This window comes from Microbacterium sp. ABRD28 (assembly GCF_003850245.1).
In the GTDB taxonomy this organism is placed as follows: domain Bacteria; phylum Actinomycetota; class Actinomycetes; order Actinomycetales; family Microbacteriaceae; genus Microbacterium.
Map to the genome: position 1 here is coordinate 2,775,809 of NZ_CP031015.1, position 14,688 is coordinate 2,790,496.

Genomic DNA, 14,688 nt, shown 5'->3' on the forward strand with positions numbered 1-14,688 from the left:
GTTACTCCTTTTCGGTGGTGGGTTTGGCGATGGCGCCGACGTCGATGCCCTCGGCGAGGGTGTAACGCCACGTGGTGGTCTCGCGGAGGGCAAGCCCGACGGTGGCGACCTCCTCGTCGACGGTGAGAAGGCCGAGGAGGTGGAGCGCCTGTAGTTGCCGGTCAACGGTCGAGCGGGGCTTCTGTACGCGCTTCACGACGTCCCGCAGCGGCGTCCAAGGGTGGGCGGCGACGTCCTCGAGGATCTCGAGCCGCAGCGGCGGCATCGAATCGCGCGCGACGCGGATCGCGAGGGCGAGCGCATCCTCAGCGGAGAGGCCGACCGCGACCCCGCCGCGGTAGATCTGTGCGAGTTGCTTCGCGAAACGGGTCGGCATCTCGGGCGCGTGGGAGTCGATGACGTTGCCCCGATAGTCCAGATCGACGGCGGTGCGGGCGAGGGTGACGAGATCCGCCGCCGCGAGGATGCGCGCGGCGTCTTCGTCGCCGGGACCGTCGGCGCTGAGATCTGCGCCCTCGAGCACGCCCGCAACCGTGGCGGCGAGCTCGGCGCGCATCGCCTCTTCGCTGCCGGTATTGCCGATCGCCTTGCGTCCTGCGGCGATGCGTCCCGTGGTGGAGTCCATGCGGACGACGACGAAGCGGTCGCCGAATGCGGCGATGGTGTCGGCGTGTGTGCGATCCCATGCGGTCGTCACGGCGCCGATGACCGTGATCCGGCCTCGCCACTCAAGGGAACGTCCGCCGTCGGTGCCGACGTTACGCACCCAGTGACCGTCGTACACCTCGCGCAGCGCGGCGAAGACTTGAGCGCGTGCGTCGCGGCTCATCGAGAGCATCGAAGTCACGTCTTTCGCGACGAGGATGCCGCGATCGCCGATCTCGCGCAGTAGGCCGCCCGTTGCGCTCGCGGTGCGTTCGCCCTTCGAGGTCGCCGACAAGAGCGCGCCCTCCGAGGCGATCGCCGAGACGACGTGAGCGCCCGCGCCGGCGAGTGGCTGGACCGTTTCCGTCTTCGCGTTGCCCGAGCCCGAGATGACGAGGAGCCAAGCGGGATCGCCGTCCATGCGGTCGATGACCGCGGCGGCGAGCACGGCGTTGAGCGCCTGTAGGTCGTAGTCGATGCCTAGCCACCCGCGGAAGGCTTCGTGACAGGCGGCGAGAGTCACGGGGACCACTCGCCGGGGGCGGTTCCGCTCCTTGATCGCTCGCTTCTCGACCTTCGAGAGCTTGAACGATGGCAACGGCAGGCCGAAGCGTCGCACACTGCCCGCGAGCGCCTTGTCGAAGTGCCCGAGGTAGTCGGCCGACCATCCGCGCCCGTAGGTGTCTCGGGCGGCGTCGAGCACAGCCGCGACGCCGGGCTCGCCTGCCTGCCCGAGCTTCACGAGCTCTGCGACTGCTTCGAGGAGGTCGCCGTGACTCATCCCGCTCGATCGGAAGCGGCGCGCTGCCTTCTTGACTGACTTCGACGGCTTGCCCCCGACGAGTCGCGAGCGGAACGCTTCGACGCTCGCGCGCGTGCGCGGCGCGGCCTGCCGTGGCTCGCCCGAGACGAGCCAGTCGGGCGCCGACGCGAGTGCGTCGAGCGATGTCGGAGGGGCGGTGTAAAGGACGGCGTACGAGTTGCCCGTGCGGCGGTCGATGCCGCTGCCCTTCTCGAAGAGATCCGCGGATCCGTTAGGCGGCTCGACGCCGTCGGGCACGGCGAAAAAGGCATGCACGCCGCCCGAGGGGGTGTCTTGCGTCCACGTCGCCGGGAGAGGATGCCCTAGGCGCTCAAGCGTTGCGACGCCGTCCTTGTCGCCCTTCACGTCGAGATCCGCGATCGCGAGCCCCGACGGGCCGGCGACGATGCCGGGGAGCGCCTCGGGGTGCTTCTCCCACCACGCGCGGATGCGGTCAGGGTCGGCGCTCGCGTCGGTGAGGCCGCGCTTCGTGAGCGGCGTCTTGTCTACGCCGCACGGGATGACGTGCCAGCCAAGCACAGCGGCGGCGAGGGCGTGGTCGAGTGCGCTCATTTGCCTGCCTCGTGGCCGTTGCGCATCGCTTGGGCGACGGCCTCAGCGGTCGCCATGCGAAGAAGGAGGATCGCCTGACGGCGTCGGGCTTCGGGGCTTGACCATTCCCGATCCGGCCAGCGCCGATCCACCTCCTCGAGCCACGGCGCGAGGGCGGCGGCGGATGGCTGCGGGGGACGCTTCTTCGTAGGCGGGAGCCCTTGCGCGGCGCGCTTCGCCGCCTTCTTCGCGTTCGTCACCTCGGCGCCTCGACGTCCGCGCTCGGCCCGCTCCTCGGGGCTCATGTTCATTGCGGCCTTGAGCCCGCCGAGCGCGCGGCTCGCCCGCGTCGCGTCGGACGGCTGACGGTTCTCACCGCTCATCGCGCGGCCGCCAGGAGAGCGGAGATGCGGAGGGCGCGCGACGTCTCAGGGGCGGGGAGATCCGCCACGAGAGCGGCGATGACGCCGTCAGGGTCTGGGAAAAGCTCGTCGAGCGGGTCGACGGTGGGGGCGACGGTGGCCACGATGGGGAGCCCAATCGGTCGGACCGCGAGCACTCATTTCCCGATGTCGGGCCGAGTGTCGGTCGACCGGCTGTAGCCTCCGCCGCTTCCGCGGTGGGTTTGGAGCCGTCCCCCGCAAAGGATGGTCGTCCTGTGCGGTGCGGTGTCGGTGATTCCCCGGTGCATCGGTCCGGAGCCCTAGCCGCGATCCACGACCGCCAGCAACTCCCGGATCTGTGTCCTAGATGTCCACCGGGCCTGTCGGCGATTCAACGCCTGCGGTCGAGACCACCTTAACGCCTAAGCAAGCGTGCACGCAAGCCGGAAATGGCATCTGATCGGGTACTTTCGCCTATTAGGTGAGAGGAGGCCGCCGAGGCTCACCAGATTTGGCGGAAGGGGTGTGTACTCCCGACGACGCCTCTTCCGGGGGGTGGGGGGGTAGTGCCGTTTCTGGTTAATCTCGACGTCACTATTTTGCGATTTTCGCGTCAGTTGTTGCCGTAACGCGCTACGTCTCTACGGGGGTAGGGGGTGTAGCCGTTTCTGGTGAGGTCATGGAGACTCGGAGCGCATCGGGGAGTGAGTTAGCGTGCGGGTTCGGATTAACCCCGTGGCGACAGGGCGAGTTGTGACCGCCGCGCGAGACTCGGGGTAGTCGCCCCCACCGCCTCGAGATAACGCGCCGGGGTCCGCGCCATTAGCAACAGCGCCCGCCGTCGCTATCCGAGCGCACCCGAAGCGATGTCTGAGCCTGCGACTACCGTTCTCGCATGGCCACATACCTCCAACTCAGAGACGCCGCCGAAGAGGCTCATCGACAGGCGGCGGCAATCGCACGCGGTAACCCCGAGAGCGAGCAAGTTCGCATTCTCGCGATCGCGACAGCCGAGACAGCGCGCGTCGTCGCCGAGCTGGCGCGGAAGGTACGCGACCTCGACGATTAGGCGGGTACGCTCGCCCCGTGGATCTGATCGAGCAGCCGCGATGCCCGAATTGCGGCGTCGTGATGCGTGACGAGCCGGGCGCCTACCGCTGTCCCGCTTGCGGTCGCGTCATCGAGGTCGCGGACGTGCCGCCGGCGCCTGTCTTCGACGGTCCCGCGATCCACGGCGGCTAGCGGTCGAGCGTTCCCGAGCGACGGATCGGGTCGTTGCCCGCGTCGCGCAGCGCCTGTTCCGAGAAGTGCCTAAGCTCGCCGTTCTCACTCAGTACGGCGATGATCGGGGTCAGGTCCGTTTGGTCTTCGCCTTGATACTCGCGCCAGACGCCATTACCGGGCCCGGTGGCGGGCTTGACGATCTTGCCGAATTGACCGTCAGGAAGGCGCACCGTCATACCCGCGTAGAACATGGCGCGAGCGTAGCGCCTAGCGCGGCGTGATCGTCAGCGTTCTGGCGAACTTCTCGGCGGGCATGTTGCGGCGGTTACCCTGCCCGACCGAGTGAACGCGGATCTCGAAGAGCTCGCCGAGCACGGTGCGCTTCTGCCCGAGCGTCAGCGCCTGCCACGTCGCCAGGACGTCGGCGGCGTCGACGATGCCCTCGAGCGCTGACCGGTCGGCCCCCTCGGCGAGGTCGCGGCGCAGCGCGTCGCGCTTCTTCACGAGCCGATCGCGGCGGCGGAGGTACTCGGCGCGGTCGACGAGCCCGGCGTCGCGGTCCTCGCCGAGCTCTATGACGAGCGCTTCGAGCTTGGCGAGTTCCGCCGTTAGGGCAGCGGCGTCGGCACGCTCGCGCGGTGCGAGCAAGGCGCCGCGGTGCTCGGCGATGTACTCGACCGCGTGGCGCTCGACGAAGCCGTCGAGGGGGTCGCCCTGGCGCATGAAATGTCGCATCGACGGGCATCGGTACGAGTGAATGCCCTTCTCGCCGCCGCCCGCGACGATGGGGCGACCGCATCCGTCGACGCCGCAGGTCGCCAGTCCTGAGAGCAACCATCGCCGCGTCGGGCCCGGTGATGTCTTCCGGTCGGGATGCTTGAGCTTCGCCTTGGCCGCTTCCCATTGCGCGACGGTGACGATCGCCGGCCACGCTCCCGCGACAGTGCGGTCGAGCGTGATCGCGTCGAGGTCGTACGCACCGCCGTTCGGGTCGGGGAGCGGCAGGCGCGCGGCGTAGTACGGCGAGCGCAGCATCCGCCCGAGCGTCGTCGGCGTGAACGGCACTCCCGAAACAGTCAGCTTCTTCGCCTCGGTGAGGTCGCGGGCGATCGAGCCGAGCGGGACGCCCGCGAGGAACATCTCGAAGATGCGCCGCACGTCCTCGGCGCGGTCGCCGTCGAGTTCGTACGCCTCGACGCTCCCGCGCTCCTTCCGAACCTTCGTCGGCACCCACTTGTAGCCGTACGGCACGCGCCCCGAGGTCGGAATGCCTTCGACGCGCCGCCCGGCGTTAGCGAACACGCGCCGCTCGGCCTTCGTCTCGCTCTCGGCGCGAGCGACGGCGGTTAAGACGTTGGCGATGAGTCGCCCGTTCACCGTCGTGAGGTCGAGCTCGCCGTCGGTCGTCACGACCTGCACACGAGCGGCAGTGAGCGATTCGATCGCAGACAGTGACCGGGCGAGACGGTCGAGCTTCCGCACGACGAGCACGTCGAACTTCCCGGCGCGGGCGTCCTCGAGCATGCGCGCAAAAGCGGTGCCCTCGCCCCGGTCGCGGTAGCCGCTGACGTTGTCGTCTTCGTAGACCTTCACGACGTGGTAGTCGCGGGACTGCGCGAGCTGGCGGCACGATTCGGTCTGTCGTTCGATGCCTTCTGGCTCGCTGACGGACTGTCGCGCGTACACGGCCGCGCGCACGGTCACGGGCATCTTCGGGGCCATGTGTCAATTCTGCCTTGAGGCGGCGACAATGGCCATCGTCGCGATGGCGTATTCGGCGGTCGCCGCGCCGGTGTCGTCGGTGAACAGGGTCGCGGCGCGGCGGCGGGTCAGTCGGATCGGGCGTGTGATGGTGTCGTGCGGGTGGGTCATGGTGGTCGCTTCTCTCTGCGATGGGGTGGACGGTGGGCACGTTCGTTGATGTGTCAAAGGCTGAGCGCCGACGAGGACAGGACGCTGAGGAACATGGGTCCGACCCCGAGGAGCAGGAACGACGGAAGCGTGCAGACGCCGAGCGGCAGGAGAAGCCTCGTCGCGAGCTTCGCGGCACGGAGCCTGCCCTCGACGCGGGCTTGGTGACGCGCGAGCGCGGCAGCGGCGCGCAGCAATTCGACAGCGGGCACCCCAGCCCTCCGTGACAGATCGAGCAGGCCGACGGTCGCCGGCGCGGGAGGGGTCCCGCATGCCGCGGCGACGAGGGTCCTCGCCCGTTCGATCGAGACGCCGCCGCTGAGGGCGATCGCCAGAAGCTCTCCGTCGAGGCCCGCGATTCCACCGGGCGGACGGGCCCTGCGGGCGAGGGATGCCGTCCAGCGCCGCGCGATGAGGATGAGGGCGCCGCCGATGACGAGGCAGGCGATACCCAGGGGGTGCGTCGTGAGGATCCCGACCGTATCGAAGCCGAGCAGAAGCCCCAGCGCGACCCCGAGAAGGGGCAGCCAGCCGATCAGTCGGGCGGTTCCGGTGGGCTCGGCCAGGGCCACCCGGATCTCATCCGCTGCCTCCTGCGCGTCGCGGAGGGCGACGGCCAGACCGCGCAGGCTCGGCGCGAGAGGCGCACCGACGACGGTGGCAACCTCCCATGCCGCCCCGACCTCCCGCCAGGGACTCGCTTCCGGCTCCGTTCCACTGATCGCCGACGCGAGGGCGGCACCCTCTCGTCTCCGGTCGCGAATCGTCCGCGCCGCGGCATCCCCCGCCTCGGCGAGGTGCTCCCACGCCCGGTCGGGCGTCACCCCCGCCTGTAACAGCACCGCCAGTTTCAGGACGGTGTCGGCGGCGGGGGTCGCGGGCGGAGCGGGTGAGGCCCGACCGGGGAGACGGGCGAGGAGCGCGCTCATCGGCCGGCCACCTCCGCCAGCTCCACGGGCGCGATCTCGAGCCGACCGACCGACGACAGCTGCGGACGCCCGGCGCCGGCGAGGCGGCGCCCGCTCCCGCTCCTCTCGACATGCAGCACGACGTCGATCGCGCTGGTCACCTGGCGGGCGAGCGCGTGGTCCCCGAGACCTGCCAGCGCGCCGAGTGCTTCGAGGCGCGTGGCGACATCGCCGAGCCCGTTCGCGTGCACGGTTCCCGCACCTCCGTCATGACCGGTGTTCAGCGCCGAGAGGAGCTCACGCACCTCTGCCCCGCGGCACTCCCCCACCACCAGCCGGTCGGGACGCATCCGCAGCGCTTCGCGCACGAGCCGAGCCAGGGCGATCTCGCCCGCCCCCTCGAGGTTGGCCTGGCGCGCCTCGAGGCGAGCATGGTGCGGATGCGAGAGGCGCAGCTCCGCGACATCCTCGATCGTGACGATCCTCTCCTCTGCGGGGGCGGCGGACAGCAGGGCGGCCAGAAGCGTGGTCTTCCCGGCGCCGGCGGCGCCGCTGACGAGCAGGTTCGCCCGCCGGGCGACCAATCGCTCGAGCGCGCGTTGGGCGGGCGGGTCGAACATGCCCGTCGCGGCGAGATCGTCCAGAGTGGGGGTACCCAGCCGCGGGATGCGCAGGGAGATGAGGGTGCCCTCCGGCGAGATCGGCGGAAGCACCGCGTGGACGCGGATCCCGCCCTCCAGACGCACATCGACGCACGGCGTCGCGTCGTCGATGTGGCGACCGCCCGCACCGATGAGGTGCACGGCGAGATCGCGGACCTCCTCCTCGCCGGCACACCACCCGTCCGCGCGCCGGGGCCCCGCACCACGGTCGACGAACAGACCCTGTGCGCCGTTGACGAAGACGTCCGACACATCCGGGTCGTCGATGAACGGCGAGAAGGCGTCGAGAACCGCTGGCCGCCGAACCCCGGTCCGTGCGGGTTCGCTCGCGCCGCCGCCCCCTCCCGCGATGCGGGGACGGGCGACGAACGGGATCGACATGCCCTCGACCGTAGGGACGGCACAGACTGCGCACAGCGCCGGAGGCGGGACCGGTGGACAGTCGAGCAGCCGGCGAGGATGTGCAGGAGACGACGGGGGACCGCCCCCCGTGTGACCCCCCGCCCCGCGACTCGTCAGAAAGCGCGGCCCGGGTCGCGAGAAGGCGGCAGTATTCGACGGGTCGCGACGCGCCTCAGCGGCGCACCGACCCCAGAAGACGACAGACAGAAGGAGGCGGTATCCCATTGGGGGGGAATGGGATACCGCCTCCTGCGACGCCCTGGCTCGGGGGGATGGGCGGGCGTCGCGAATGCCAGAATCGAAGTTCGGCCGGTGATGATCATACGCAGTCGTCACAGGCCGGCAAAACGGCGCCGGCGATCTCTCATCGGAATATCACATTCGTCTCATCCACCCACTAACGGAGGTAGTGAGGCGTTGCGGGGCGTCGGTACTCTCACGAGTGTTGTGGCCGGAAACGGCACCCGTTCGCCCGCGAAGGAGCGCGCACCGATGAGCATGACCAGCAGTCAGATCGATCACCTGTTGAACGAGAACCGACGGTTCGCGCCGTCGCCGGGTTTCGCCGACGACGCCGTTGCGAACGCCGATCTCTATGCCCGCGCGGATGAGGATCGCGAGGGGTTCTGGGCCGACCAGGCCCGCGAGCTGCTGCACTGGCACACGCCCTTCACGCAGGTGCTGAACTGGTCGAACCCGCCGTTCGCCGAGTGGTTCGCCGACGGCGAGCTCAACGTCGCCTACAACTGCCTCGACCGGCACGTCGAAGCCGGCAACGGCGACCGCGTCGCCCTGCTGTGGGAGGGCGAACCGGGTGATGAGCGGCGTGTGACGTACGCCGAGCTGACCGATGAGGTCAAGCGCCTCGCCAATGTGCTCGTGGGCCTCGGCGTCGGCGTCAACGACCGTGTGGCCATCTACATGCCGATGATCCCCGAGGCGATCGCCGCGATGCTCGCCGTCGCTCGTATCGGCGCTGTGCACTCCGTGGTCTTCGGCGGTTTCTCGGCTGACAGCCTCCGGGCGCGCATCGACGACGCCGGCGCGAAGCTCGTCATCACCGCCGACGGCGGCTACCGCAAGGGGAAGGTGTCACCCCTCAAGCCCGCCGTCGACATGGCGCTGGCCGACCGCAACGGCTCAGGCCCGCAGGAGACGGTCGAGAACGTCCTCGTCGTCCGCCGCGGCGGCAACGACGTCGACTGGGTCGAGGGCCGCGACCTGTGGTGGCACGACGTCGTCCCGGCGGCATCGGCCGAGCACGAGGCATCCGCCTTCCCCGCCGAGAATCCCCTCTTCATCCTCTACACCTCCGGCACCACGGGGAAGCCGAAGGGGATCCTCCACACCTCCGGCGGCTATCTGACCCAGGCCGCGTTCACGAACCGGGTCGTCCACGACATCCACCCCGAGACCGATGTGTACTGGTGCACCGCCGACATCGGCTGGATCACCGGTCACTCGTACGTCACCTACGGTCCCCTCGCGAACGGCGCCACGCAGGTCCTGTACGAGGGCACGCCCGACACCCCGCACCCCGGTCGCTGGTGGGAGGTCGTGGAGAAGTACGGCGTCACGATCCTCTACACCGCTCCCACCGCCATCCGCTCGTTCATGAAGATCGGGCGCGCGGTTCCGCAGAAGTTCGACCTGTCGTCCCTGCGCCTCCTCGGTTCCGTCGGAGAGCCGATCAACCCCGAGGCGTGGGTCTGGTACCGCGAGATCATCGGCCACGGCGAGACGCCCATCGTCGACACGTGGTGGCAGACCGAGACGGGCGCGATGATGATCTCCGCCCTTCCGGGTGTGACCGAGACCAAGCCGGGGTCTGCCCAGGTTCCCCTCCCCGGCATCTCGGTCGACGTCGTCGACGACGACGGCACCCACGTCGGCAACGGCAACGGCGGCCTGCTGGTGATCACCGAGCCCTGGCCATCGATGCTCCGCGGCATCTGGGGCGACCCGGAACGGTTCAAGGAGACCTACTGGGACAAGTTCCGCGACAAGGGGTACTACTTCGCGGGCGACGGCGCGCGCCTGGACGACGACGGAGACGTGTGGCTGCTCGGCCGCGTCGACGACGTGATGAACGTCTCGGGCCACCGCCTGTCGACGACCGAGATCGAGTCGGCGCTCGTCGCGCACGAGGCCACCGCGGAGGCGGCGGTGGTCGGCGCGTCCGACGAGACGACGGGCCAGGCCGTCGTGGCCTTCGTCATCATCAAGCAGAGCTACCTCGACAAGCACTCGCCCGAGGGGCTTGCGCAGGCGCTGCGGGCGTGGGTGAGCGAGCAGATCGGGCCGATCGCCCGGCCGCGCGACGTCTACATCGTCGGTGAGCTGCCGAAGACCCGGTCGGGCAAGATCATGCGCCGGCTCCTGCGGGATGTCGCGGAGGGCCGTGAGGTCGGCGACACCACGACGCTCGCCGACACCGCGGTGATGAGCGTCATCTCCGCCCAGGTGAAGTAGCCCCACGCGGCTCACCCGCGCCGAGAGTGCATCTGGGCGCCGAGGGTGCGGGGTTCACTCGCATCCTCGGCGCGCAGATGCACTTTCGCGGTTTCGTGAGGAACCGCGAAAGCGGGATGCCGCGGCGCGGCGTCAGGCGAGGGTGAAGACGACCTCGACCTCGACCGGGGCGTCCAGGGGCAGGACCGGCACGCCGACGGCGGAGCGGGCATGACGACCAGCGTCGCCGAAGATCTCACCGAGGACGGTGCTCGCACCGTTGATGACCCCGGGCTGACCGATGAACGCGGGCACCGAGGCGACGAATCCGGTGACCTTCAGCACACCGACCAGTCGGTCGACGCCCCCGGCGGCGGCTGCCGCCGCCGCGACGGCGTTGAGCGCGCACTGGCGGGCGTAACCCGCCGCGGCATCCGGGGTCACCAGACCGTCACCCTCGCCGACCTTGCCGGTCTCGGGAAGCGCACCCGAGACCATCGGGAGCTGGCCCGCGGTGTACACCAGGTCGCCGTGCACCTTGGCGGGGATGTAGGCGGCCACCGGCGGGACGACCGAGGGGAGCTCGATGCCGAGCTCGGCCAGGCGCTGCGAAACGCTCACTGCTCGTCTCCGAACTGGCGCGCCGCCTGCTCTGCCGCGCCGAGCGCCGCATTGGGAGCGCCGCCGCCGGTGGGCCGCTTGAAGTAGGCCACGAGGCCCCCTTCCGGACCCTGGACGACCTGCACGAGCTCCCAGCCCTGCTTCCCCCAGTTGTTGAGGATGGCGGCGGTGTTGTGGATCAGCAGCGGAGTGGTGAGGTACTCCCACGTCGTCATCGAGGCTCCTGTGGTCGGGGCGGTATCGCGGGCGGATGCTGGGAAAGATCTCCGTGGGCGCACGCCGGTCGAGGGATCGCCCAGGAAGCTCCCTTACGATCAACCCTATGCCTGAGACGAAACGGACGGGTAGCGGTGTGCTCGGCGGCCTCCTCGGGGTCGTCGGACTGAGCGCCGTCGCCGGTGTGCTCGTGACCGCCGCCGTCACCCCCGCGATCGCGGTCTCGGGGGCCGCGGCCTCGAGCGCCATCTCGATGTTCGACAACATGCCGAGCTACCTCGAGATCGACGAGCTGATGCTGCCGACGACCCTCATGTACGTGAACCCCGACAACGGGCAAGAGGTCGAGTGGACGAAGTTCTACGACCAGAACCGGTCGCCGGTGACCTTCGATCAGGTGGCGCCGGTCGTCTACGACGCCGTGCTGTCGTCGGAGGACCCGCGCTACTACCAGCACGGTGGTGTCGACCTCATCGGCACGACCCGCGCGCTGCTGAGCAACGCGCAGGGCGGTCAGACCCAGGGTGGGTCGTCGATCAGCCAGCAGTACGTCAAGAACGTGCTCATCCAGCGCTGCGAGCGGGATGCGGAAGCCGAGGTCGACGCTGACGGCAACGTCCTGAAGACCCGCGACGAGGTCCTCCGCAACTGCTGGGAAGAGGCGACGAACGCCACCGGCGCCGAGGGCTACGAGCGCAAGCTCCAGGAGATGCGGTACGCGATCGCCCTCGAACAGCGGTATTCGAAGAACGACATCCTGCTCGGATACCTCAACATCGCCAACTTCGGCGGCACGAACTACGGCATCGATGCGTCGTCCAAGTACTACTTCAACGTTCCCGCGTCGCAGCTGAGCGTCTCTCAGGCCGCAACCCTCGCCGGCATCGTCCAGAACCCGAACACCTACCGGATCGACCGACCGAACGGTTCGATCGTCAACTCCGAAGGTGTGGGGTACAACAAGGCGCCCGATGGCTCGATCGAGGACGTCGAGCCCGGCACGATCCAGGCGCTCTACACCCTCCGTGATGAGGGCGTCATCAACGACGAGCAGCTGCTCGCCGCGGCGGACGGCTACAGCGCCACCAAGGGCCGGCAGCTGTACGTGCTCAGTCGCATGCTGGATGACGGCAAGATCAACCGCGACCAGTACATCCAGGCGGCGGTGGAGCCGATCACCCCGACGATCACGCAGCCGGTGACGGGGTGCCAGTCCACCGGTGCCGCTGCCTACTTCTGCCAGTACGTCGTGTCCACGATCCAGAATGATCCCGCTTTCGGGGAGACACGCGAGGCTCGGGACCGGGCGCTCCGCCAGGACGGCCTGAAGATCTACACCACGATCGACCCCCGTGTGCAGGGCGCCGCCGAGCAGGCCATGGCCGACTACGCGCCGACGTCGATCGAGGGCATGGAGTTCGGGGCGACCGCCACGAGCATCGAGGCCAAGACCGGCCGCGTCCTCGCGATCGCGCAGAACACCCGCTACGTGCCGGGTGCAACCGAGGATCCCAACGAATCGTCCATCGTGTTCGCCGGCGACTCCACCTACGGCGGCTCGGGCGGCTTCGGCGCCGGTTCGACCTTCAAGCTGTTCACCCTCATCGACTGGCTCGAGCAGGGCAAGTCCCTCCGCGAGGTCGTCAACGGCACCGATCGCAACATCCCCCGGATGACCTCCTGCGCGGGCGACTGGGTCAACCCCGGCAGCGACCGGATCCGCAACTTCGGTAACCAGCGCGGCTACAACGGCACCCCCCTGCAGTTCACCGCGCAGTCGCTCAACACCGGCTTCATCGGCATGGCTGCGGAGCTCGACCTCTGCGACATCACCAACGTGGTGGCCAAGATGGGTGTGACCAGCGGGAACGGCGAGCCGATCAACGTCACCGTGCCCTCGCAGATCATCGGCGTCAACGACGTCTCACCGATCGCGATGGCGGGCGCCTACGCCACCGTCGCCAATGGCGGCACCCTCTGCCAGCCGAAGGTCATCGACCGCGTGGTGGACAACAACGGCGTCGACCGCCCGGAGCTCGTCCCGGTGCGCAACTGCTCGCCCGTCCTCACCCCCGAGGTGGCGTCGACGGCCGCGTTCGCTCTCCAGGGCGTGATGGCTCGCGGTGGAACCGGTGCCCAGGCGAACCCGTTCGACGGCACCCCGATGCTCGGAAAGACCGGCACCAACGAACAGCGTCACTCGTGGATGATCGAGTCGTCGACGAACGTCACGACCGCCGTGATGGCCGGCAACGTCCGCGGCACCGTCGACATCGCGCGCGCCTATGCCTATGACCGACGTGTCATGGACATCCGGTACCCGATCGCCCAGCGCATCCAGGCGACCGCCAATGCCGCGTACGGCGGAGACGACTTCCCGCCGCCCGCCGAGAACCTGATCCGTCAGGTGGTCCGTGACGTTCCGAACGTGGTCGGACAGACGATCGACCAGGCCCGGGCGACCCTGGAAGGCGCCGGCTGGGAGGTCAGCGTGGGCGAGGCGGTGAACTCCGACCAGCCGACGAACATCATCGTGCAGCAGAACCCCTCGGGTCAGGCACCGGCCGGCAGCGTCGTGACGATCAACCCCAGTAACGGTCAGGCCGCCACCGTCCCCGACGTCAGCGGGCAGAATCCCGCCGTCGCCGCGGGAGCCCTCAACGCGGCCGGGTTCTCCGCCCAACTGGGGTCGTGTACTCCCGATCCCGGATCCGGTGGCGGTCGTGTCACCGGAACCGACCCTGCGGCAGGAACCGCGACCACCCGCGGCGCCACGGTGACGATCAACTTCGCCGCCGCAGCGTGCCCCGGCCAGGGCGCGCCCGGCAACGACGAAGACGACGACGAGTAGTGCCGCACCCTCTGACGAGGGCCGCCCTCACCACGCTCGGCGTGGTGGGGGCGGCCGGCACCGCCGCGGCCGTCTGGGGTGTCGGTGTCGAGCGTTACCTCTTCACGGTGCGTGAGCACCAGCTGCAGCTCCTTCCCGCGGGCGCCCGGCCGTTGCGCATCCTCCACGTCTCCGACGCGCACATGGCGCCGTGGCAGCGGCGGAAGCAGCGCTGGATCGCCGGCCTCGCGGCGCTCGAACCCGACCTGATCATCAACACCGGCGACAACCTCGGCCACCCCCTGGGGCTCGACGGCATCCGCGCCGCATTCGGGCCGTTCCGCGGCATCCCCGGGGTGTATGTCCACGGCTCAAACGATCACGTGGCACCCAGTCCGCGCAATCCGTTCAAGTACTTCCTGGGCCCGTCGAAGATCAAGACCGAGCCCGAGCTGCTCGACACCGACCTGCTCGATCGATATCTCACCGATGAGCTCGGCTGGCACGATCTGAACAACAACGTCGCCGCTCTCGACGCCGCCGGAGCCCGTATCCACGCGTTCGGTGTCAACGACGCCCACCGCGGGTGGGATCGCCTGGGGTCGCTTCCCGAACCGATCCAGCGGATGCGAGAGGGCGAGGATGCAGCGCTCACGATCGGTGTGACCCACGCGCCCTACCGCCGCGTTCTGGACGCCTTCGTCGATCTCGGGGCGGACGCGGTTCTCGCCGGGCACACGCACGGCGGACAGGTGCGCCTTCCCGGCGTCGGCGCACTCGTGGCGAACTGCGACATCCCGCTCGATCAGGCGCGGGGGCTCAGCACCTGGTCGCACGCCGGCCGCACCGTACCGCTGAATGTCAGCGCGGGTCTCGGCCACTCCATCTATGCCCCGGTACGCTTCGCGTGCCGCCCGGAGGCGACGCTCATCACGGTCCTCCCCTGCCGCTGAGTCCTCGACGTCCTCTCCTGCACAACGGCGGGGTGCGCGGACTTCTCCACCGAAGCGTCTCCTGACGACCTGCGCGATGGGCCCGGCGGCGACGATCGATCCGTCCGATCGTCTAGCCGGGAGTCCGC

At 69.4% G+C, this 14,688-nt stretch carries 14 protein-coding genes and 1 pseudogene; 5 read left to right on the plus strand and 10 right to left on the minus strand.

The features are described 5' to 3' along the window. Position 1: 1 nt before the first annotated feature. The 3 genes from DT073_RS13405 to DT073_RS15865 are packed head-to-tail and all read right to left on the minus strand — an operon-like array spanning position 2 to position 2,525. Positions 2-2,020 (minus strand): bifunctional DNA primase/polymerase, encoded by a 2,019-nt coding sequence (locus DT073_RS13405; RefSeq protein WP_124293840.1) that lies wholly within the window; start codon positions 2,018-2,020, stop codon positions 2-4. Then, positions 2,017-2,382: a hypothetical protein gene (locus tag DT073_RS13410; protein ID WP_124293841.1), complete on the minus strand. Its 366-nt coding sequence runs from the start codon at positions 2,380-2,382 to the stop codon at positions 2,017-2,019. The genes DT073_RS13405 and DT073_RS13410 overlap by 4 nt, the downstream gene beginning before the upstream one ends. Further along, positions 2,379-2,525, minus strand: coding sequence for a hypothetical protein (locus tag DT073_RS15865; RefSeq protein WP_164478195.1), 147 nt, complete (start codon positions 2,523-2,525; stop codon positions 2,379-2,381). The genes DT073_RS13410 and DT073_RS15865 overlap by 4 nt, the downstream gene beginning before the upstream one ends. A 752-nt stretch (positions 2,526-3,277) precedes the next feature. Here DT073_RS15865 and DT073_RS15870 point away from each other — a divergent pair. Both DT073_RS15870 and DT073_RS15875 read left to right on the plus strand, forming a co-directional pair. Beyond that, a complete protein-coding gene (locus tag DT073_RS15870) occupies positions 3,278-3,451 on the plus strand; it encodes a hypothetical protein (protein WP_164478196.1) in 174 nt (57 codons plus the stop codon). 17 nt (positions 3,452-3,468) lie between these two features. Then, a complete protein-coding gene (locus tag DT073_RS15875; protein ID WP_164478100.1) occupies positions 3,469-3,624 on the plus strand; it encodes a TFIIB-type zinc ribbon-containing protein in 156 nt (51 codons plus the stop codon). Here DT073_RS15875 and DT073_RS13415 read toward each other — a convergent pair. From DT073_RS13415 to DT073_RS13435, 5 genes and pseudogenes are all read right to left on the minus strand, one after another. Then, positions 3,621-3,857, minus strand: a complete 237-nt coding sequence (locus tag DT073_RS13415; protein WP_124293842.1) for a hypothetical protein — start codon at positions 3,855-3,857, stop codon at positions 3,621-3,623. The genes DT073_RS15875 and DT073_RS13415 overlap by 4 nt on opposite strands. 16 nt (positions 3,858-3,873) lie before the next feature. Further along, positions 3,874-5,328, minus strand: coding sequence for a recombinase family protein (locus DT073_RS13420; protein WP_124293843.1), 1,455 nt, complete (start codon positions 5,326-5,328; stop codon positions 3,874-3,876). Positions 5,329-5,349: 21 nt separating this feature from the next. Next, a pseudogene (locus tag DT073_RS13425) lies at positions 5,350-5,478 on the minus strand (DUF4244 domain-containing protein); the annotation flags it as partial. Positions 5,479-5,531: 53 nt separating this feature from the next. Further along, complete coding sequence (locus DT073_RS13430; RefSeq protein WP_124293844.1) at positions 5,532-6,446, minus strand: type II secretion system F family protein; 915 nt, start codon at positions 6,444-6,446, stop codon at positions 5,532-5,534. Continuing rightward, positions 6,443-7,468, minus strand: a complete 1,026-nt coding sequence (locus DT073_RS13435) for a TadA family conjugal transfer-associated ATPase (RefSeq protein ID WP_124293845.1) — start codon at positions 7,466-7,468, stop codon at positions 6,443-6,445. The genes DT073_RS13430 and DT073_RS13435 overlap by 4 nt, the downstream gene beginning before the upstream one ends. A gap of 519 nt (positions 7,469-7,987) precedes the next feature. Between DT073_RS13435 and acs the strand changes: the two genes are divergently transcribed. Continuing rightward, the gene (acs, locus tag DT073_RS13440; RefSeq protein WP_124294527.1) at positions 7,988-9,961 is read left to right on the plus strand and encodes an acetate--CoA ligase; all 1,974 of its coding nucleotides are present in this window, start codon (positions 7,988-7,990) and stop codon (positions 9,959-9,961) included. 132 nt (positions 9,962-10,093) lie between these two features. Here the strand turns inward: acs and DT073_RS13445 are convergent, their stop codons facing one another. Then, positions 10,094-10,561, minus strand: coding sequence for a RidA family protein (locus DT073_RS13445; RefSeq protein ID WP_124293846.1), 468 nt, complete (start codon positions 10,559-10,561; stop codon positions 10,094-10,096). Then, a complete protein-coding gene (gene sp36 / locus DT073_RS13450; RefSeq protein ID WP_124293847.1) occupies positions 10,558-10,776 on the minus strand; it encodes a Sp36 family protein in 219 nt (72 codons plus the stop codon). Before sp36 ends, DT073_RS13445 begins: the two co-directional genes overlap by 4 nt. A gap of 107 nt (positions 10,777-10,883) precedes the next feature. Here sp36 and DT073_RS13455 point away from each other — a divergent pair, with 107 nt between their 5' ends. Next, a complete protein-coding gene (locus tag DT073_RS13455; protein WP_124293848.1) occupies positions 10,884-13,628 on the plus strand; it encodes a transglycosylase domain-containing protein in 2,745 nt (914 codons plus the stop codon). Continuing rightward, positions 13,628-14,560: a metallophosphoesterase gene (locus DT073_RS13460; RefSeq protein ID WP_124293849.1), complete on the plus strand. Its 933-nt coding sequence runs from the start codon at positions 13,628-13,630 to the stop codon at positions 14,558-14,560. Before DT073_RS13455 ends, DT073_RS13460 begins: the two co-directional genes overlap by 1 nt. Positions 14,561-14,688 lie beyond the last annotated feature (128 nt).